At 71.4% G+C, this 18,680-nt stretch carries 18 protein-coding genes, 1 tRNA gene and 2 pseudogenes; 9 read left to right on the plus strand and 12 right to left on the minus strand.

Features of this window, described 5'->3' with window-relative positions; genetic code table 11:
- Window positions 1-738: 738 nt before the first annotated feature.
- Window positions 739-815: transfer RNA gene (locus ND747_RS14650), tRNA-Met, on the plus strand.
- A 151-nt stretch (window positions 816-966) separates the two neighbouring features.
- Here ND747_RS14650 and ND747_RS14655 read toward each other — a convergent pair.
- On the minus strand, window positions 967-1,233 hold the full coding sequence (locus ND747_RS14655) for a hypothetical protein (RefSeq protein ID WP_251734177.1): 267 nt from the start codon (window positions 1,231-1,233) through the stop codon (window positions 967-969).
- 249 nt (window positions 1,234-1,482) lie between these two features.
- Window positions 1,483-1,974 (minus strand): annotated as a pseudogene (locus ND747_RS14660) (Lrp/AsnC family transcriptional regulator); the annotation flags it as partial.
- A 240-nt stretch (window positions 1,975-2,214) separates the two neighbouring features.
- Here ND747_RS14660 and ND747_RS14665 point away from each other — a divergent pair.
- The 3 genes from ND747_RS14665 to ND747_RS14675 all read left to right on the plus strand — a co-directional run bounded on the left by ND747_RS14665 (window position 2,215) and on the right by ND747_RS14675 (window position 5,732).
- Window positions 2,215-3,600 carry an aspartate aminotransferase family protein gene (locus tag ND747_RS14665; RefSeq protein ID WP_251734191.1) on the plus strand — a complete coding sequence of 462 codons (1,386 nt, stop codon included), beginning with the start codon at window positions 2,215-2,217 and terminating at the stop codon, window positions 3,598-3,600.
- Between the two features lie 108 nt (window positions 3,601-3,708).
- Entirely contained in the window at window positions 3,709-5,139 is a 1,431-nt protein-coding gene (locus ND747_RS14670; protein ID WP_251734179.1) for a gamma-aminobutyraldehyde dehydrogenase, read from the plus strand.
- Between the two features lie 377 nt (window positions 5,140-5,516).
- Window positions 5,517-5,732, plus strand: a complete 216-nt coding sequence (locus ND747_RS14675) for a hypothetical protein (protein WP_251734180.1) — start codon at window positions 5,517-5,519, stop codon at window positions 5,730-5,732.
- Window positions 5,733-6,034: 302 nt separating this feature from the next.
- Here ND747_RS14675 and ND747_RS14680 read toward each other — a convergent pair whose 3' ends face one another.
- From ND747_RS14680 to ND747_RS14700, 5 genes are all read right to left on the minus strand, one after another.
- Window positions 6,035-6,778, minus strand: a complete 744-nt coding sequence (locus ND747_RS14680) for a glycerophosphodiester phosphodiesterase (protein WP_251734181.1) — start codon at window positions 6,776-6,778, stop codon at window positions 6,035-6,037.
- Between the two features lie 40 nt (window positions 6,779-6,818).
- Window positions 6,819-7,658, minus strand: coding sequence for a histidinol-phosphatase (hisN, locus tag ND747_RS14685; RefSeq protein WP_374216228.1), 840 nt, complete (start codon window positions 7,656-7,658; stop codon window positions 6,819-6,821).
- A gap of 97 nt (window positions 7,659-7,755) precedes the next feature.
- Window positions 7,756-8,742, minus strand: coding sequence for a ribosome small subunit-dependent GTPase A (gene rsgA, locus ND747_RS14690; protein WP_251734182.1), 987 nt, complete (start codon window positions 8,740-8,742; stop codon window positions 7,756-7,758).
- 101 nt (window positions 8,743-8,843) lie between these two features.
- Window positions 8,844-10,175 carry a 3-phosphoshikimate 1-carboxyvinyltransferase gene (gene aroA, locus ND747_RS14695; RefSeq protein WP_251734183.1) on the minus strand — a complete coding sequence of 444 codons (1,332 nt, stop codon included), beginning with the start codon at window positions 10,173-10,175 and terminating at the stop codon, window positions 8,844-8,846.
- 206 nt (window positions 10,176-10,381) lie between these two features.
- Window positions 10,382-11,290 carry a class I SAM-dependent methyltransferase gene (locus ND747_RS14700; RefSeq protein ID WP_251734184.1) on the minus strand — a complete coding sequence of 303 codons (909 nt, stop codon included), beginning with the start codon at window positions 11,288-11,290 and terminating at the stop codon, window positions 10,382-10,384.
- A gap of 222 nt (window positions 11,291-11,512) precedes the next feature.
- Between ND747_RS14700 and ND747_RS14705 the strand changes: the two genes are divergently transcribed.
- Genes ND747_RS14705 through rsrA form a run of 3 tightly spaced genes read left to right on the plus strand, consistent with a single transcriptional unit; the run spans window position 11,513 to window position 13,540 of the window.
- Complete coding sequence (locus ND747_RS14705; RefSeq protein ID WP_374216229.1) at window positions 11,513-12,382, plus strand: alpha/beta family hydrolase; 870 nt, start codon at window positions 11,513-11,515, stop codon at window positions 12,380-12,382.
- A gap of 31 nt (window positions 12,383-12,413) precedes the next feature.
- Complete coding sequence (locus ND747_RS14710; protein WP_374216230.1) at window positions 12,414-13,259, plus strand: sigma-70 family RNA polymerase sigma factor; 846 nt, start codon at window positions 12,414-12,416, stop codon at window positions 13,257-13,259.
- Complete coding sequence (gene rsrA, locus ND747_RS14715) at window positions 13,256-13,540, plus strand: mycothiol system anti-sigma-R factor (protein WP_251734186.1); 285 nt, start codon at window positions 13,256-13,258, stop codon at window positions 13,538-13,540. Before ND747_RS14710 ends, rsrA begins: the two co-directional genes overlap by 4 nt.
- Window positions 13,541-13,620: 80 nt before the next feature.
- Here the strand turns inward: rsrA and ND747_RS30125 are convergent, their stop codons facing one another.
- Entirely contained in the window at window positions 13,621-13,695 is a 75-nt protein-coding gene (locus ND747_RS30125) for a 50S ribosomal protein bL37 (RefSeq protein WP_369809780.1), read from the minus strand.
- A gap of 61 nt (window positions 13,696-13,756) precedes the next feature.
- Window positions 13,757-14,881, minus strand: coding sequence for a DUF5317 domain-containing protein (locus ND747_RS14720; protein ID WP_251734187.1), 1,125 nt, complete (start codon window positions 14,879-14,881; stop codon window positions 13,757-13,759).
- Window positions 14,882-15,116: 235 nt separating this feature from the next.
- On the opposite strand from ND747_RS14720, the gene ND747_RS14725 reads away from it, so the two are divergent.
- Window positions 15,117-15,347, plus strand: a complete 231-nt coding sequence (locus ND747_RS14725) for a biotin/lipoyl-binding carrier protein (RefSeq protein ID WP_251734188.1) — start codon at window positions 15,117-15,119, stop codon at window positions 15,345-15,347.
- 96 nt (window positions 15,348-15,443) lie between these two features.
- Window positions 15,444-15,638: a hypothetical protein gene (locus ND747_RS14730; protein ID WP_251734189.1), complete on the plus strand. Its 195-nt coding sequence runs from the start codon at window positions 15,444-15,446 to the stop codon at window positions 15,636-15,638.
- Between the two features lie 627 nt (window positions 15,639-16,265).
- Here ND747_RS14730 and bioB read toward each other — a convergent pair.
- The 3 genes and pseudogenes from bioB to ND747_RS14745 all read right to left on the minus strand — a co-directional run.
- Window positions 16,266-17,336, minus strand: a complete 1,071-nt coding sequence (gene bioB / locus ND747_RS14735; RefSeq protein WP_374216231.1) for a biotin synthase BioB — start codon at window positions 17,334-17,336, stop codon at window positions 16,266-16,268.
- A 328-nt stretch (window positions 17,337-17,664) separates the two neighbouring features.
- Window positions 17,665-18,381: a dethiobiotin synthase gene (gene bioD, locus ND747_RS14740; protein WP_251734190.1), complete on the minus strand. Its 717-nt coding sequence runs from the start codon at window positions 18,379-18,381 to the stop codon at window positions 17,665-17,667.
- Window positions 18,378-18,680 (minus strand): annotated as a pseudogene (locus tag ND747_RS14745) (hypothetical protein); the annotation flags it as partial. The gene bioD and the pseudogene ND747_RS14745, both read right to left, overlap by 4 nt.

Consider the following 18,680-nt stretch of genomic DNA (forward strand, 5'->3'; position numbering starts at 1 on the left):
CCGCGCCGATCTCCTCAAGACCGCCAGCCGCCTCGACCTCGCCGCATAACCGACGAACTTGCGCCGATCACCACTAGTGCGCTGTCCATGAGCGTTTGCCGGTTGTGGCCCGGGCGCTGGGGTGCCGGGGTGACCGGGGTGCCGGGGTGACTGCGGGCGCATCCTCCGGGGCTGGAGGCAGCCACCCGGCACCGGCGACCCGCACCCGGCGACCGGTGTGACGCACCGTGACCAGATTGGCTCGGCAGGTCGAGACAATCCCGGTCGTGTCGATCAACGTGGTCCTTCTATAGGGGTCAAACCGAAACTTTGTCCGTTTCATCCCTACAGAAGGACCCATCCGCCCCGCCAGGCCCGCCGACGCCGCCAACAGCCCGTGACGGCGGCGAGGTCGGCCGTCGAAATCAGCCCCGCGGGGCCGCGTGACCTCGGATGGTGCCCGGGAAACGCCGGAGAGCCACCAAGGGCTGATGGTGCCAGCCAGCCGGCGACGGCCTGGTCGGCCACAGCTGCCGACCAGCGACGGCTACCAACCCGGACGGCTACCGGCGCCCGCTGGCGCTTGCGTCCCGCCGTCTCCTCGACGGTGACCGCGGGTGTGGGTGGCGGATCGCGAGGTCCACGGCCGAGCTGGATGCCGGCAGGGGCAAACGAAGATCGTCCCGAGAAATTTTGAATATGGCTCCCGATCGATTTGACACCTGCCGGTGTCGGCCGTGTAAGGTGAACTCACACCGACGCGGGGTGGAGCAGCTCGGTAGCTCGCTGGGCTCATAACCCAGAGGTCGCAGGTTCAAATCCTGCCCCCGCTACCATCGAAACAAGACCCGGATGAAAATCCGGGTCTTGTTTCGTTTTCGGGATTCTTTCGCTGTCTGTCGTCACGGTCGGCTCGGTCGACTGCCGCCGTACCGGGACGACCACGGTGGCGCCCCGGTACGGCGGCAGGGCCGATGCGATGGGGGGTCAGCGGGAGTGCGGGTGTGGGGTTCGCCAGGGTGAGGCTGGTTGGACGGCTTCGGCCGCGCGGACGAGGGACTGCGCCAGGCGGCGTGCCTCGTCGGGACCCAGGTAGGCGGCGGCGAGCGTATCCAGCATGGGAGCATCGACCCGAAGCAGGATCACGGCGGAACCGCCGGCGGCTGCCGGCGGTTCGGGCCGCACGGTGATCTCGGCCTGGCCGATGCGGGTCGTCAGAATGCCGTCCTGCGGGTCATGGTGGACCAGCGCCATGGTTACCCCATTATGTCTGAGCCGGAGCCAGTGGGATTCCACTGTGTCTATTTGACTCTTGTTGATGCTTTATCGTTGTTCGGCCGCGGTGTCCTCCGTGTGACGCCGCCGCCTGTTCGGGCGGGCTGGGCCGTCCGTTCCCGCCCATCAACGGTCTCACCCGCGGTCGCGGAGGTGTTCCCGGTCGCGCGGGTGCTCCTGATCGTCGGTCGGGTGGCGGGCGGGGACGGCCGGGGACCGGCCGGTGGTGCGCGTTCCCCATGTGTAGGTCTGTTTCACCAGCCGGAGGTAGACGAACGTCTCGGTGGCGATGACCTGGGGCATGGTGCGGATACTGCTGTTGATCGCGTCCAGGAGATGCTCGTCGTCCTCGGCGACGAGTTCCACCAGAAGGTCGAACGAGCCGGCGGTGAGCACCACGTAGTCGACCTCGGGAAGCTCGGCGATCTGCTCGGCAGCCACCCGGGCGTCGCCACTGACCCGCACCCCGACCATCGCCTCCCGGCGAAAGCCGACCTGTAACGGGTCGGTGACCGCGACGATCTGCATCACCCCCGCTTCCAACAGCCGTTGGACGCGTTGGCGCACGGCTGCCTCGGACAGGCCGACGGCGGACGCCATGGCCGCGTAGGAACGCCGCCCGTCAGTCTGAAGCTGCTCGATGATGGCCCGGTTGGTGTCGTCCAACAGCCCGTCCGAGCCGGACCGCTGGCCTGGGGCCCGTCGCGCCCGCACCGGCATCCTCCTTGGCTCCCGCATCTGCCGTCATCGTATGGCTACCGACGCGTGGACGGGGATGCGATTCTAAAATCTGACTTTCCCGACGGATTCCGTCGTGATTTGAGGATGCGGTCTACGCTTTCAGTTGTCAGGCTGGTTCTTGGAGCGGTGGGTCAGCTCGGTGAGGGGGTGTGGACGATGGCAGAGACGATCGTGCCCAGGCCGCAGGCCGGCCAGGTTGTATCGGAACCGGGCCACCGGATGGTGGATCCCGCGGCGTTGCGTGTGCGGGCGGGCCAGCTGGCGGAGCTCGAGGAGGCTCGGCTGCGCGCGGGCACGCCCGGCTCGCAGCGCATGCACGAGCGGGCGGTGCGTTCGATGACGTCCGGAGTGCCGTCGTCCTACCAGGCCCGGGAGCCGTGGCCGATCTATCTCACGCACGGCGAGGGTTCGCGGGTGTGGGACGTGGACGGGACCGAGTACGCCGACTTCCACAACGGCTATGGATCGATGGTCCAGGGGCACGCGCATCCGGCGATCGTGCGGGCGGTGCGCGAGCGCATCGGGCTCGGCAGTCACTTCGCGATGCCGACGGAGGACTCCCTCGTGGTGAGCGAGGAGCTCGCCCGGCGGTTCGGGCTGCCGCAGTGGCGTTATGTGAACTCGGGTTCCGAGGCGACCATGGATGCCATCCGGATCGCCCGTGGGGTCACCGGCCGCGACACCATCATCAAGATTTTCGGTTCCTACCATGGCCATCACGACTACGTGATGGTCTCCATCGGCACTCCGTACGCCGACATCGGCCCGGCGGAGCACATGAACTCCCTTGGCTACGGGGCCGGCATCCCGCAGGTGGTCATCGACCTCACGGTCCCGGTGCCGTTCAACGACGCGTCCGCGATGGAGCGCCGGATCGAGGAACTGGACGCGCAGGGCCGCCTGCCCGCCTGCGTGATCATGGAAGCGGCGATGATGAACCTCGGGGTGGTCCTGCCCGAGCCCGGCTACCTGCAGGCGGTCCGGGAGATCACCGCGCGGTACGGCATCGTTCTGATCTTCGACGAGGTCAAGACGGGTCTGTGTGTCGCCCCCGGTGGCGCCACCGAGCGGTTCGGGGTGCGCCCGGACATGGTGACGCTGGCCAAGGCCCTCGGCGGTGGTCTGCCGTCCGGAGCCGTCGGTGCCACCGCCGAGATCATGGAGGTGGTCGCCTCCGACCGGGTGAAGCAGGTCGGCACCTTCAACGGCAACCCGCTGACCATGGCCGCCGCGCGGGCGAGCCTGCTGGAGGTGCTGACGGCACCGGCCTACGATCATCTTGATCGGCTCAATGACCGGCTGATCGGCGGATGCGACGCGATTCTCGCCCGCCACGGCATTCCCGGCTACACCGTCGGCATCAGCTCCAAGGGATGCGTGAACTTCACCGACGCGCCGATCCGGGACTACACGTCCTTCATGGCGCACCAGGTGGCGGAGCTTCCCGAGCTTGCCTGGTTGTACAACGCCAACCGTGGCGTGCTGATGGCGCCGGGCCGCGAGGAGGAATGGACGCTGTCGGTCCGGCACACCGATGCCGACGTCGACCGCTACCTGGAATGCCTCGACCGGCTCGCCCACGACCTCGTCGCCGTCGCCGTCTGACGACGGTCCCGGCCTCGCCGTCGCCGTCCGGCGGCGGCTTCCAGCTTCACCGCCGTCGCCGTCCGGCGACGGACCCGGCCTTGTCGGCCAGCACTCGGGAGACCTGCCATGGATGCGACCCTCGCGAACCTGATCAACGGCGTCGCGGTGCCGGCGGCCGACGGCGCGACGACCCCGATCGTGGATCCGGCAACGGGGCGGACGGCGGCCCAGGCGCCCCGCTCGGGACCGTCCGACGTGGACGCGGCCGTCAGCGCCGCGACGGCTGCGTTCGAGACCTGGCGGGACACTTCTCCCCAGACGCGGGCTCGGGCGCTGCTACGGCTTGCTGACGCGCTGGAGGACCGGGCCGCCGAGGTCGCCGCGGTGGAGAGCGCCAACACCGGCAAGCCCCTGGCACTCACCCGGACCGAGGAGGTCGGGCCGTCCGCGGACCAGATCCGCTTCTTCGCCGGTGCCGCCCGCACGTTGGAGGGGCGTGCCGCCGGTGAGTATCTGGCCGGGCACACCAGCTTCGTGCGCCGCGAGCCGATCGGCGTGTGCGCACAGGTCACACCCTGGAACTACCCGCTGATGATGGCGGTGTGGAAGATCGCCCCGGCGATCGCCGCGGGCAACACGGTGGTGCTCAAGCCGGCCGAGACGACGCCGGCGTCCAGTCTGTTGCTCGCCCGGATCGCCGCGGAGTTCCTCCCGCCCGGGGTGCTGAACGTGGTGTGCGGGGACCGCGACACCGGACGGACGCTGGTCGCGCATCCTGGTCCGGCGATGGTGTCGATAACGGGCAGCGTGCGCGCCGGGATGGCGGTGGCGCGGGCGGCGGCCGACACCCTCAAGCGGGTGCATCTGGAACTCGGCGGCAAGGCGCCGGTGATCGTCTTCGAGGACGTCGACCCGGCCGCGGTCGCCGCCGAGATCGCCGCGGCCGCCTACTTCAACGCCGGTCAGGACTGTACGGCCGCGACCCGGGTACTGGCCGCCGCCGGCGTGTACGAGGAGCTCACCGCGGCGCTGGCGAAGGCCGCCCGGAACACGACCACCGGGGCACCGGACGAGACCGGCGTCGACTACGGGCCGCTCAACAGCGCGGATCAGCTCGCCCGGGTCAGCGGTCTGGTCGAGCGGGCACCGGGACACGCCGAGCTGCTCGCCGGCGGGGTGCGGCTGGACCGGCCCGGGTTCTTCTACCCGCCGACCGTCGTCGCCGGCCTGCACCAGGACGACGAGCTCAGCCAGCAGGAGGTGTTCGGCCCGGTGATCACCGTACAGCGCTTCGATGCCGAGGATGCGGCGGTGGCCTGGGCCAACGGCGTCGAGTACGGGCTTGCCTCGAGCGTGTGGACCCACGACCACGGTCGGGCGATGCGCGTCGCGCGACGGTTGGACTTCGGCTGCGTGTGGATCAACACCCATCTGCCGATCGTCGCCGAGATGCCCCACGGCGGGTTCGGCCACAGCGGCTACGGCAAGGACCTGTCGGTCTATGGCCTCGAGGACTACACCCGGATCAAGCATGTGATGAGCAACATCGAGTTCTGACCCGGGCGCCTCGCCGGACAGCCGGGCCGGAGGTGGCTTGCTGGTTGCGGACCGTCGGACGTACGGACGTACGGACGTACGGACGCACGGACTGTCGGACCGGATGTCAGACGTACAGAGAACGGACAGCAGGCGGCAGGTTGGTCGGCATGTGGTTCCGGGTTCCGGGTTCCCGGTTCCGTTCGGGTCTGGACGCATGTTCGGGTGCGGGGGCCTGTTCGGGCCGACTGGACTTCGTGAGATGTGCGGTCTTCGGAGCTGGTCTGCATTAACGGGTCGCCAGCCACTATCATGGAGTTCAGGCGGGCAGGCCGCCGTCAATATGGCCTATCCTTGGTGACGTAACACCAAAGTCGTCAAATCGCGGAGGTCGACTCTTGGCACGCCGTGCACGACTCAGCTGGCCGCAGGAACGGCGCCAGGCGAGTGAAGTGGTTGTTCGCCGGGTCGATCCCGGGCGGGGCTGGACCTTGGAGCAGGCTCGTGACCTGGTGAGGCAGGGTTACTCGGTCGAGCGAGTAGCGGAACGCACTGGGTTTCCGGAGCAGATGCTGCAGGTCGCCGAGGCCACCGAGGTGGCCGAGGAGGACTGAGCGGAGTCATCCGCCATCGCCGTGTCAGTGGCGTGTCAGGAAAGTGTCTGTGGTGGGTCCGGGGCTCATCGGCGGTGTGTCGCGCGTTAATCGCACTCGGCGGCCAATCAGCTGGTTCGTCCCGTCAAGGAGCTATCCTGGTCGCCCGTCGTTCGCTCGCTGTTATAGCCCACCGAAGCCAACACAACTCACTGGTTTATGCGGGCCGCGTAGTCGGTCACGCTGCGCACCACGCTTTGAGTGAGGCTGCCGACTCCCGTGTCGTCCCGTTGGGTCATCGGCAGCCCGGTCGGCTTCCCAACTCAATTCGGGTGGCTCGAGGGTCGAGAGCCGGTCACCCGCACCAGACGGTCCAGGTGGTCGCTGTAGACCGCGTCGAGGCGGTATCCGGCCAGGCGGCGCAGTGTCGCCGTGCTCTGGGCGTCCCAGCCGAAGGCGGCCACACCCCGTTCGTGGAGCACCGGGACGATTCCGGCGGTGCGTGGGGTCCATTCCCGGGTCCGCAGGTTCAGCGCGGCGATGCCCGCGGCGCGCAGCCGCTCGGCGTACGCCTCGGGGCCGCCGCCGGCCCGCACGGCCTCGAGTGAGGCGGAGTTGACCAGCCGCACGTCCGGGTCACGGTCCCGGTAGGCGGCAAGCTGGCGAAGGTGGCCACACAGCCACAGGCGGCCGACCGCCGCCCTGCCACCGGCGGCCCGGGCCACGGCGATGGTGGCGTCGGCCCTGGGCACAAAGCCCTCGTCCGGGCCTTTCAGATCGAGGCTGAACTCGAAGGACAGGTCGAACAACGCGCCGAGCTCCCGGTAGCACGCCTCGAGCGTGGGCAGCCAGCCCGGCAGCTGCCGGGCCACCAGCGTGCCGATCGGCCGACGCCGCCCCGGTGGCCCGAGCACCCCGTCATGGTGCAGGACGGGCACACCGTCGGCGGTCAGCCAGACGTCGGACTCCAGGCCGCCCGCCCCGCCCGCCAGCGCCCGGCGAAACGCCGGCATGGCGTTCTCCCGCTGATGTGGGGCGGGCGCCCCACGGTGCGCGAAGCCGATCATCGATGATCGGGAGTGGACCCGGCCGGGTGGCGCGGGGTGCTCAGCGAACGAACGAGCGCAGCGCCGGTTCGTGCAGCAGGCCGTTGGTCGTCAGAACCGTGCCGTGCCCCGGGCCGCGCCGGCCGGTCAGGTCGGTGAACCGGCCGCCGGCCTCCTCGACGATGATCTGCAGGGCCGCCATGTCCCACAGTGATACCTCCGGTTCGCAGGCGAGGTCGACCGCACCTTCGGCCACCATCATGTGCGACCAGAAGTCTCCGTAGGCGCGCGTGCGCCAGACCTGGTCGGCCAGGTCCAGGAACTCGTCGAGGCGACGGGCGGTCCGCCAGCCCTCCACCGAGGCGAACGACATGAACGCGTCGCCGAGGTGGCTCACCGAGGACACCCGCAGCGCCCGCGTGTCGCCGGTGGCGTCGCGGGTGAACGCCCCGGTACCGCGGGCCCCCCACCAGCGCCGGCTCATCGCCGGGGCACTGGCCACCCCGACGACCATCTCACCGTCCACCTCGAGGCCGAGCAGCGTGCCCCAGACCGGGACGCCGCGCACGAAGTTCTTGGTGCCGTCGACCGGGTCGAGGATCCAGCGCCGCCGAGCGTCCCCGCCGACCAGCCCCTCCTCCTCGCCGAGCACCGCGTCATCGGGCCGGGCGACGGCCAGCCGCTCGCGGATCATGGCCTCGACGGCGGTGTCCGCGTCGGAGACCGGGGTGTTGTCCGGCTTCGACTCGACGTGTAGATCCACTGCCTGGAAGCGGGACAGGGTGATCCGGTCGGCGGCGTCCGCGAGGCTCAGCGCAAGCGCGAGATCGTCGGCGACGGTGACGGCGTCGGGAACCTCGGGCGACTCGGAGTCCACGGACGTGGGGTTAGGCGGGGTCACCCTGCGAGACTACGAGTCGACCCCGGTTGCGCGTCGGCGCGGCGAGCGCCCGGCGCCCGTGGGACGGGCGAGTGTGACGAATCTCCGATCGGTACGGTCAGATCGGCGTCCCGCGCGCCGCCAGCAGCCGGCGCAGGCTCGCCAGCCGGGCGGCATCGGCCGTCCCCTCGGTGACCGCGGAATCCAGGGCGCAGTCCGGGGACGGCGCGAGATGTTCGCATCCCGGCTGGCAGTACGCGGCCGCGGCGGCCAGGTCCGAGAACGCCGAGAGCACCCGGGACGGGGCCACCGCCCCCAGTCCGAACGACCGCACACCCGGCGTGTCGATCACCATGCCACCCGAGGGCAACCGTAGCGCCACGGCGGCCGACGAGGTGTGCCGTCCCCGGCCGGTGACCGCGTTCACCTCGCCGATCGCCCGGTCGGCGGCCGGCACCAGCCGGTTGACCAGACTGGACTTGCCCACCCCGCTGTGCCCGAACAGGACGCTGGCCCGTTGGGTCAGCAGGTCCAGCAGCTCGGTGAGGTCCCGGTCGGGCCGGGTTGCCACGACCGGGAAGCCCAGCGGCTGGTACAGCTCGGTGATCGACCCGGGATCGGCCAGGTCCGCCTTGGTCAGGCACAGCACCGGTGACAGCCCGCCGTCATAGGCGGCCACCAGACAGCGGTCGATCAGCCCCGGTCGCGGCACCGGGTCGGTGATGGCACAGACGATCACGAGGATGTCGGCGTTCGCGACGATGGGCCGCTCGGCCGGGTCACTGTCGTCCGGGGTGCGCCGCAGGACACTGGTCCGATCCTCCCGGCGGACCAGGCGGGCGAGCGCTCCGGCCGCGCCGGACAGGTCCCCGACCAGGGCCACCCGGTCGCCGACGACGACGGACGTGCGCCGCATCGACCCGCCTCGCACCGCGGCGACCAGCCGTTCGGGCGTCCGCTCCGGCCGGCAGGAGTACCGGCCGCGGTCGACGCCGACCACGATCGCCGGCACCGCCTCGTTGTGGTCGGGCCGCTGCCGGGTGCGGGGTCGCGAACCCCGACCGGGACGGATCCGGACGTCGTCCTCGTCGAGCTCTCGGGGCATCGAACGAGCCCGCTACACCGAGCCGACCCGGGCCAGGCCGACCACCCGGATCAGGCCGACCACCCGGATCAGACCGACCATCGGGGGCAGGCCGGAGCGGGTCATGCCGCGGCCTGGTCGGCGAGCATCGCGGCCCACATCGCCGGGAAGTCGGGGACGGTCTTGCCGGTCGTCGCGATGTCGTCGACCTCGACTCCGGGTACCACCAGCCCGACCACCGCGTAGGCCATCGCGAGCCGGTGGTCGGCCCGCGGATCGAGACGCCCGCCGTGCAGCGGCGCCGGGTCGATCGCCAGCCCGTCGTCGGTCACGGTGATCCGGGCTCCGAGTCGGCCGAGCTCCTCGGCGAGGGCGGCGAGCCGGTCGGTCTCCTGCAACCGCAGATGGCCGATGCCCCGCAGCCGAGACGGCGAGCTCGCCAGCACCGCGAGCCCGGTCAGCACCGGCGCGGCCTCACCGAAGTCGCTGAGGTCGACGTCGATGCCGTGGATCGTGCCACCGCCGGTCACCGCAAGGCCCAGTTCGGTGCGTTCTGTGGAGGCGCCCATGGCCGCAAGCAGTGCCGGCAGCATCCGGCCGGGCTGCTGGGTCACGTCCGGCCAGCTGGGTATCACGACCCGTCCACCGGTGGCGACCGCGGCGGCGAGGAACGCCGCGGCGCTGTTCATATCCGGTTCGATCATCCTGTCGCCGGCGAGCAGCTCGCCCGGCGCCACCCGGAAACGTCGGCTGCCGCCGGCCGCGGGCGGGTCGACCTCGACGGTGGCACCGGCGGCGCGCAGGTCCGCCACCGTCATGTCCAGGTACGGACCGGACGGCAGCCGGGAGCCGTGGTGCACCACCGTCACCCCGGCGTCGTAGCGGGGGCCGGCGAGCAGCAATCCGGAGATGAGCTGGCTCGAATCGGACGCGTCGACCTCCACCTCACCGCCGGGCAGTCCGCCGTGACCATGCACGGTGAACGGCATCCGGTCGGAATCGATGTCGGCGCCGAGTCGACGCAGCGCCGAGAGCAGGGGAGTCAGGGGGCGCTCCCGCATCCGGGTGTCGCCGTCGAACACGACGTCACCCTCGCTCAGGGTGGCCAGCGCCGGGGTGAACCGCGCCACCGTGCCGGCGTTGCCGCAGTCGGCCCGGACCCCGGGCGCCAGCCGCGCCGAGGCGGCCGGCCGGACGGTCCAGTCCGAACCGTCGACGTCGACGTCGGCGCCGAGCGCCCGCAACACCCCGGCCATGAGCAGGGTGTCGCGCGAGCGCAACGCGCCGTGCAGCCGGGACTCGCCACGGGCCAGCGCGGCCAGCACCAGGGCCCGGTTGGTGCCGGACTTGGCTCCTGGCACCGGGACGACGGCCGCCACCGGCCGTGCCGCGGTCGGAGCGGGCCACGGATCGGACTGGGTACCGGTGTGCTCGGTACCGGTCAGGATGCTCACCCTGTCAGCATGCCGGATGGACGGCCCGCCCCGAACCAGCAACCCCGCAGGCCCGCCGGGGAACATCCCCGGTTCACCCGCAGGCCCGGCGCCGGCACCGGGCCTCGGACGTTCGTCGGGCCCGGCCCGTGGGCCACCCCTCGCCCCGGCCGCGGCACGCCACCTGCGGGCTACGCCTCACCCCGCCGCCCCGCACCCGCCGCCCGTCACCTCGGCCGGCGGGCCGAGGCGATCAGATGGATGCCGATGGACTCGCCCTCGCGCTCCGCGGCGAGCTCCACCTCGGTGCGGACCAGGGTGGGAAAGCAGGAGACGTCCTCGGCGAGCGCGCGCGTGACGGCCTCGGCGGACAGCACGGTGCGTGGCCGGATCCAGTCGACCTCGAAGCCGGCGCTGGCCAGCAACGCGTGCAGTTCCTCCGGCCAGAAGCAGCGGGTGATCGTGCCGTCGTCGGCGGGCACAAGCACGACATCCGCGCGGGGAACGTCGGACAGCTCCGCCCAGCGATGCTGTTCGGCCAGCCGGGCCAGTCCCAGCAACAGCGAGTCGACACACAGCAGCAGCTGGCCGCCGGGGCGCAGCATGCGGTGGATCTGTTCGAGCGTGGTCTCGGTGGCCAGGCAGAACGACAGCGCCCGTGCCTCGGCGAGCACCGCGTCGAACGACCTGGGACGAAACCAGTCCAGCGACCGGGCGTCGCCGACAACCGGACGCAACGCTCCGCCGCTCACCCCACCGCCGTTGCTCCCGCTTCGACCGCCCCCCGCCCCACCGCTGCGCGCGAGGCCGCCACCACCTGCGGGAGCGCCGGTGCCGGCAAGGCCACTGCCGGGCTTGACGCCAGCACGATCGCGCAGGTCGGTCGGGTCGGCGTCGGTGACCACCCGGACGACCTGATGGCCGGCCCCGACCATTTGACGGGCGAACCGGGCCCGTGGCCCGGAGACGTCGAGCACCCGGCCCGGGCGGGCCGGCAACCACTCCCGCAACTGGGCGACCGCGACCTCCTCGTAGAACGCCCAGTAGGGGTCGTCACTGTCCGTCGGTGCCTCGCAGACCAGGGACTGTGCTCGTCCTCGCGACGAGCCCGCGTCTGCGGCGGGGCCAGGCAGCATGGAGCTCTTCCCATCCTTCAAGGGGCATTGATGAGAGGCAAGTCACAAACTCACGGTGGAAGTCTGACAGATTCCGCGCCGGACCACGCGAGGTCTTTCCCCATTGCGTCCCGGCGATGCGCGTCGGTGACCAACCACCGTGCTGACCGGCCCGTGCGCGCTGATCTCCCGGGCGGTGTCGCGGTCGTGGGCGGCATCGGGTCTGTGGGTAGCGTCGAGTCCGTGAGCAGCGAGGACGCCCCCGCCGTGCCGAGGGGGGCAGGACGGGAGAGCGCGGCGGAGGTCCACACAGCAGTGGACGGTGGGCGGCTGCGTCTGGTTCCCGGCAGTGGCCCGGCTGTCGTCTTTCTGCATGGTGCCGGTAGCGGGGTGGACACACCGCTGTTCGGTGCGCTGGCCGCCGAACTGACCGCGGGCGGTGTGCGGGTGGGGCGCCTGGAGATGCCGTACCGCGTCGCCGGTCGGCGTGCCCCTGACCGGGCAGCGCGCCTGGACGCCGTGGCCCTGGCGGCGTTGGCGATCGTCAGCAGCGGTCGCGACGTCGCCGGTCCGGCGACCGGGGACCGGCCTGACCCCGGGGCCGGCGACCTGGCCGAGGGCGGTGCCGGAGGTGGGACGGGGCGGCCGTTCGCGCTGGCGGGGGTGTCGATGGGATCGCGGGTGGCCGTGCGGGTCGGACGGCAGGCGGGCGCCCGTGGGGTGCTCGCGCTCGGTTTTCCGCTGCGTCCGCCGGGCCGAACCGCGACCGGGACACAGAAGCCGTCCCGGCAGGGCGAACTCGACGACGCCGGGCTGCCGGTGCTCGTGGTGCAGGGCGACCGTGATCCGTTCGGCCTGCCGGATCCGGACCCGTCCCGCGCCCGCCTGCGGTATCTCGTCGCCGGCGGAGACCACTCGATGCGGACCAGGATCCGTGACGGACGACCACCCGGGGACGCCATCGCCGAGGCGGCCCGCGTCGGTGCCGCGTACCTGCTCGACCGCCTGGGCCTCCCGCGGCCCGAGCAACCATCGGTGCTGGCCGGAACATCGGTGCCGGCCGGAACAGGCGGGACACCGGGGCGGGAATCATCCGTGGCCGGGTCCGGTTGATGAGGAGGCCAGACGAGGTAGCGGAGGTCACATGACTCCAGCGAGCGCCCTGCACCAGCAGGCATCGTACGGACGGCCACCCCAGCAGCCGGTCCGTGAGCGGACGTTCCATGCACAGGTATCGCGGCCCGTTTCGCCGCGCGATCATGCGATGCCCGGGGTATCGTCCAGCGCGGGGAGGCGGCCCGGTTCCGGGTCGCCCGCCACACCGCAGGCCGGGTCCGCGGTCGCCGGGTCCGCTGTCGGTGCACACGACGGTGAGGGGATGATCCTGGTCGACGAGACCACCGAGGAGCGGGGTGCGCGGTTCGAGCGCGACGCTCTCCCGTACCTCGACCAGATGTATGCCGCCGCGTTGCGGATGACGCGCAACCCGGCCGACGCGGAGGATCTCGTCCAGGAGACCTTCGTGAAGGCGTTTGCGGCCTTTCACCAGTTCCAGGCCGGGACGAATCTCAAGGCCTGGCTCTACCGAATCCTGACCAACACCTTCATCAACACCTATCGCCGCCGGCAGCGTCAGCCGCTGCAGAGTCCGACCGAGCAGGTCGAGGACTGGCAGCTTGCCGAGGCGGAGTCGCATACCTCGGTCGGGCTCAAGAGCGCCGAGACCGAAGCGCTTGAGCACCTGCCCGACAGCGACATCAAGGATGCGCTGCAGGCCCTTCCGGAGGACTTCCGGATGGCGGTCTACCTGGCCGACGTCGAGGGCTTCTCCTACAAGGAGATCGCAGAGATCATGGGCACGCCGATCGGGACGGTCATGTCCCGGCTGCACCGGGGTCGTCGGGGTCTGCGCAAGTCCCTCGAGCAGTACGCGGCCGACCGCGGGCTGGTTCCCGCCGGTTCCGCCGACGCCGAGAGCGGTGCGTCGTGAGCTGCGGCGGTGAGCACGAGATCGACTGCCGAAAAGTTCTCGATGCCGTGTTCCTGTATCTCGACGGGGAGTGCGACGGTGGCCAGCACAACCTCATCCGCTCCCACCTTGACGAGTGCTCCCCGTGCCTGCGCGAGTTCGGCCTCGAACACGAGGTGAAGATGCTCGTTGCCCGTAAGTGCGGTGGGGAACGCGCGCCGGAGACCCTGCGGGTGAGCGTGCTCGCCCGCCTGCGCTCGGCCCGCGTCGAGGCCGACGCCGTCGAGTTCCGGGCCGAGTAGCCGCCACCGCCGAGATCGGGCCCGCCGAGCCCCGCCGAGCCCCGGCGGGTCGCGCTGGAGAGCACGACCCGCCGCGTTGCTCAGGTGTTGGGGCGCTTGCCGTGGTTGGCCTTGTGCTTGGCCCGCGCGCGCCGCTTGCGCTTCTTCTTCGCCATGACGTCCTCCTTCCGTTCACTGGATACCGCAGCCATCGTGCCAGTCCGCGCGACCGCCGGGTTACCCGCGTGCCGTCGCCCCCGGCTGGCGCGGTGATGGACCGTCACCCCAGGGGTCGTCCTGACCGGACACAGCCGTGTCGCGATCCCTGGCCGTGCCGGCCCTTGCCGCACCCTCGGCGGCGGTGGCGTCCTCGGGCGTCCGGTACACCGAGATGTCATACGGGTCGTACCCGTCGCCGTCGCGTGGAGCGTGGCCGCGATCATCGGGGTCGGCGTCCTCGGCATCCTCGAGACCACCGGAATCCTCGCGATCACCGAGGTCGTCAGGCCCGCCGCGCCCGCTGTCGGCGTCCTGGTCGTCTTGGCCCTCGTGCGCGTCCGGGTCGCCGTGGTCGCCACGGGTGTCCAGGTCGTTCGGATCGTCCAGGTCGTTCGGGTGGTTCGGGTGGTTCGGGCCTTCGGGCTCGTCCGGGTCGAGCCCGTCCGCGGTGGCGTCCCGCGGGTGGGCGACCTTGACGTAGTCCCAGGAGTCGTCGTCAGCCAGGTCGGTGCCGGGGTGGGCGCCGGCCGGGGCACTGGTGTCGCGGCCGGCGGGCCGGCCAGAGCCGCCGTAGTTCGCGGGCAGCGCCCCGGCGAGGGCGGCGTTGCGGCGGGCCTGCAGCGTCCTGCGGGCGCGGACCGGGGTCACCGCACCGAACACCCCGAGCGCGGCTGCGATCAGCACGTCCCCGATGCTCAGGACCGCGGGTACCCCCGGGAAGGCGAAGGGGATGATGTCACTGAGCAGCCGCAGGCTCGTGTCATCCCCGGCCGGAGTGTGAAAGGCCGAGTTCAGGATGTCGTGGATCGGGACCCCGGCGTGCTGGGCCTGCCACAGTGACACCGGCATCTGCCCGCCGTTGGCCGTGATCACGGCGGCGTTGGCGATGATGCCGGCGACCAGCAGGCCAAGACCCGGCAGCCGGTTGTTCATCCCGGCGAACAGGGCCGCGAGTACGGCAGCCACGATCCAGGCCACGCTGTGCAGCGCCGGGACGAGCCCACCCACCGCGAGCACCAGCACCAGCGTGGCGAACAACAACGGCTGTTGGACATGGACGCGGGCGAGGGCGCTGAGTGTTCCACCGCGGGCGAGACCCACGCCCAGCCCGATCACCAGGGTCAGCACGACAAGTACGAGCACATGCGTAGTCTGCGGGTTTGCCGTATTCGTTCCCAGCACCGGGCGGTCGAGTCGCGCGCGCCGCGGCCATCCGACCCGGCGATCCGCGTCCCGCGGCAGGTCTCTGCCGGCGATTGGCATTGGTCCGGATGACTGTGGGCACTACGCTTCTTGCGGGCTCACCGTCGGTGGGCTCCATGACCCGCGGGGTCGCGGCCGCCCGGCCTGCGCCCCACCGCCGTTGAAGGGGGCCCCGATGGCCGAAGAGGTCCGCGCGGAGATGGTTGCCAACGTGTGGAAGGTCGTCGTCGGCGAAGGAGACGCGGTGGCGGCCGGCGATGCGCTGGTGATCCTCGATTCCATGAAAATGGAGATCCCGGTGATCAGCGAGGACGGTGGCACCGTGGCCCGGATCGCCGTTTCGGAGGGTGACGTCGTCCAGGACGGCGACCTGATCGCGGTCGTCGACCCCGTCGCCGCCGGCTGACGCCATCGGCCCGGGCCCACCGCGGTCCGTCCACCGGTCTGCCGTCGACCGGGCACCTGGGGTCACACCTGTGTGCCATGCCTTAAGCTGATGTTCATGGACGCCTCGTTCTGCGACCGTTGTGGTCAGCTAGCCGGTGTGGGAAACCATGAGGCGTGTGCGCGGGCTCGTGAGCTGGAGCCACCGCGGTACTGCCGGATCTGCCGTCGGCGGATGGTCGTGCAGGTGACGCCTGGCGGCTGGTCGGCCCGCTGCGCCGAGCACGGCCTGATGACGGCCACCAACGCCTGACGTCGCGCGCCGCCGGCCCGCATCCGCATCCGCCGTTCGGCACCCCGGGCTCTCGGGTGAGGCCGCATTCCCGGAACTCGTGTATTTGGAGCATTTTCCCTTGCCGGCTCAGATGTGGCGCCGGGGTGGCTGCGGGCGCATCATCTGGGGCCGTACGTAGCTGCCGGTTACCGGCAGCCAGCAGTAGGCAATTGACGTGACACGCCGTGCCTGAGGTGGGTCCCGCCGGTCGAGACAATCCCGGGTGTGTCGATCAATGTGGTCCCTCTACCGGCTTGATCGCGCAATTTTGTCCGTTTCATCCCGACAGAAGGACCGGTCCGCCCCACCAGGCCGCCGACGTCGACAACGGCCCGGGACGGCGGCGATGTCGGCCGTCGAGACCGGCCCCGCGGGGCGCCATGGCCCGGGATGGTGCCCGGAACACCTCGCGCACCAGTGGGCCGGCTCGCGGCAACGCGGTCAGGACGCCACGGTCGCCACCGAACAGGCCGGCGGAGTCCACGGCGACCGGTTGGCGTGCTTGTGCCTTGCGACCCACTGCGGGCGTAGCGAAGGGCCGGTCCCGGCGGCAGCCGGTCGGCCGGCGGCGGGTGGCCGCGCGGCCGACCAGGGGGAGGCGATGCCTCAGAGGGTGGACTGGAAGGACTTGATCGGCATGCTGAGGTCGGCCAGCATCTTCAGGTCGGCTTCGGCCGGGCGGCCAAGCGTCGTCAGGTAGTTGCCGACGATGACGGCGTTGATGCCGCCGAGCATCCCCTGCACCTCCAGGTCACCCAGGGTGATTTCGCGTCCGCCGGAGTAGCGCAGGATCGTGCGGGGCAGCGCGAGGCGGAAGGCGGCGATGGCGCGCAGGGCGTCCCGCGGCTGAACCGGCGGGTAGTCGCCGAAGGGGGTGCCGGGCCGCGGGTTGAGGAAGTTCAGCGGCACCTCGTCCGGCTCCAGGCGGGCGAGCTGGGCGGCGAGCTCCGCGCGCTGCTCCAGGGACTCGCCGACGCCGAGGATCGCACCGCAGCACAGCTCCATGCCGGCGGCGCGGACCATCTCGCAGGTCTCCCACCGCTCCTCCCAGGAGTGCGTGGTGACGACCTTGGTGAAGTGCGACCGGGCGGTCTCGAGGTTGTGGTTGTAACGGTGGACGCCCATCGCGGCGAGCTCGTCCACCTGTGCCTGGGTGAGCATTCCCAGCGAGCAGGCGACATTGATCTCCACCGCCGCCTGGATGGCGGCCACGCCCTCGCGGACCTGCGACATCAGCCGCTCGTCGGGGCCGCGCACGGCCGCCACGATGCAGAACTCGGTGGCCCCGGTGGCCGCGGTCTGGCGGGCGGCGTCGACCAGCGACGGCACGTCCAGCCAGGCCGAACGCACCGGCGAGTCGAACTTGCCCGACTGCGAGCAGAAGTGGCAGTCCTCCGGGCAGCCGCCGGTCTTCAGGCTGATGATGCCCTCGACCTCGACCTCCGGGCCGCACCAGCGCATCCGCACCTCGTGGGCGAGCGCCAGCAGCTCGGTGAGTGACTCGTCCGGCAGCTGCAGCACCGCGAGCACGCCGGCCTCGTCCAGGCCACGACCGCCCTCGAGCACTTCCCGGCGGGCGTGGGCCAGGATCGCCGCTGGTTCGGCCAGGTTCGCGACCGCGGTCGCGGTCGCGTCGCCCGGCGCCGTCTGGTCGGCGGTCAGTGGGGCTTCGGTCAACACAGCCTTGGTCAGTGGGGCTTCGGTCAGCACGGCCTCGGTCAGCGTGGCCTCGGTCAGCGTGGTGCCGGCCGGCTCCAGCGGGGAATCCACCACCACGGGGGTGGGGTACGCGGTCACGGGTGCGGTCACGGTGGCCTCCTGGCGAGGTCTACAGCGGATATGGTCGGCTGCTCGGTTGTCGGGTCGATCAGTTGGTCGCTCAGGTGATCAGGGTGTCCGTCCGGATCGTGAACGTGGGCGCCACCATTGTCGGGCCCCAGGCGCGATGGTGTTCCCCTTTCGGACGCGACATCGGGCACGTTCACCACGTGTCCCGTGCTGTTCATCACATTGTGTTGGCGGCTTGGAACTGCTGGGCGCGGAACGTGCCGCCGAGCTGGGGTTCCAGTGACCGTCGGGCGGTGGCGAGGAAGTCGTTGCGGCCCAGCCGGCCGGCACCGGCGGGGACCGCACCGGACAGCGGGCGGCCGGCGAGGGCGGCCAGGTCCGCCAGATTGCTGCGGCAGGCCAGATCCGGCTCTGCCGGCCAGGAGCCGATCACCACTCCGGCGAGCTCCAGGCCGCGGTGGGCCAGGGCCTCGAGGGTGAGTGCGGTGGTGTTGAGCGTACCGAGTCCGGCGGACGCGACCACGAGCACGGGTGCCCGCAGGCCGCGGGCGAGATCGGCGAGGGTGGTCCCGTCCTCGTCGAAGCGCACGAGCAGGCCGCCCGCGCCCTCGACGAGCACCAGATCGCGGTCGGCGGCCAGCTTGTCGAGCCGGGTGCGGACGCCGACGAGGTCGACGGCGGGCATCCCCGCCCGGCGGGCAGCCGTCGCCGGTGCGAGCGGATCCGGGTAGCGGGCTCCCTCGTGGACGTCGCGGATCCCGGTGAGCGCGGCGACGAGGTCCACATCGCCGGGTTCACCGGGCGCCAGGCCGGTCTGCGCGGGCTTCACGACGGCGACGGCGCGGCCCCGGTCCTGCGCCAGGGCGGCCACCGCGGCGGTGACCACCGTCTTGCCGACCTCCGTGCCGGTACCCGTGACGACGAGGATGCTCATGGCGCCACGATGCTCAGGCGACCGGAGTGCTCCGACAAGCCCGGGTGCTCCGACAAGCCCGGGTGCTCCGACAAGCCCGGGTGCGCGGATGCCGGGACGAGGATGCCGGCGGCGGCGAAGGCCTCGGTGACCAGCTCGAGGTCGGCCGCGGTGAGGTCGGCGCGGGCGGCCAGCCGCAGGCGGCTGGTGCCGGCCGGGACCGTGGGTGGGCGGAAACAGCCGACGGCGACCCCGTGCGCCCGACAGGCGGCGGCGGCGGCGAGCGCCGGCTCGGGGGCACCGAGCACGACCGAGACGAC

Origin of the sequence: Frankia sp. R82, from assembly GCF_023716925.1 — a bacterium.
In the GTDB taxonomy this organism is placed as follows: domain Bacteria; phylum Actinomycetota; class Actinomycetes; order Frankiales; family Frankiaceae; genus Frankia.

What these genes read in the sequence shown, in the direction of transcription:
- ND747_RS14655 (WP_251734177.1), bottom strand. Translation starts at nt 1,233, where the DNA reads ATGGCGCTGGTCCACCATGACCCGCAGGACGGCATTCTGACGACCCGC.
- ND747_RS14665 (WP_251734191.1), top strand. Translation starts at nt 2,215, where the DNA reads ATGGTGGATCCCGCGGCGTTGCGTGTGCGGGCGGGCCAGCTGGCGGAG.
- ND747_RS14670 (WP_251734179.1), top strand. Translation starts at nt 3,709, where the DNA reads ATGGATGCGACCCTCGCGAACCTGATCAACGGCGTCGCGGTGCCGGCG.
- ND747_RS14680 (WP_251734181.1), bottom strand. Translation starts at nt 6,778, where the DNA reads ATGATCGGCTTCGCGCACCGTGGGGCGCCCGCCCCACATCAGCGGGAG.
- rsgA (WP_251734182.1), bottom strand. Translation starts at nt 8,742, where the DNA reads ATGCCCCGAGAGCTCGACGAGGACGACGTCCGGATCCGTCCCGGTCGG.
- ND747_RS14700 (WP_251734184.1), bottom strand. Translation starts at nt 11,290, where the DNA reads ATGCTGCCTGGCCCCGCCGCAGACGCGGGCTCGTCGCGAGGACGAGCA.
- ND747_RS14710 (WP_374216230.1), top strand. Translation starts at nt 12,414, where the DNA reads ATGACTCCAGCGAGCGCCCTGCACCAGCAGGCATCGTACGGACGGCCA.
- ND747_RS14725 (WP_251734188.1), top strand. Translation starts at nt 15,117, where the DNA reads ATGGCCGAAGAGGTCCGCGCGGAGATGGTTGCCAACGTGTGGAAGGTC.
- ND747_RS14730 (WP_251734189.1), top strand. Translation starts at nt 15,444, where the DNA reads ATGGACGCCTCGTTCTGCGACCGTTGTGGTCAGCTAGCCGGTGTGGGA.
- bioD (WP_251734190.1), bottom strand. Translation starts at nt 18,381, where the DNA reads ATGAGCATCCTCGTCGTCACGGGTACCGGCACGGAGGTCGGCAAGACG.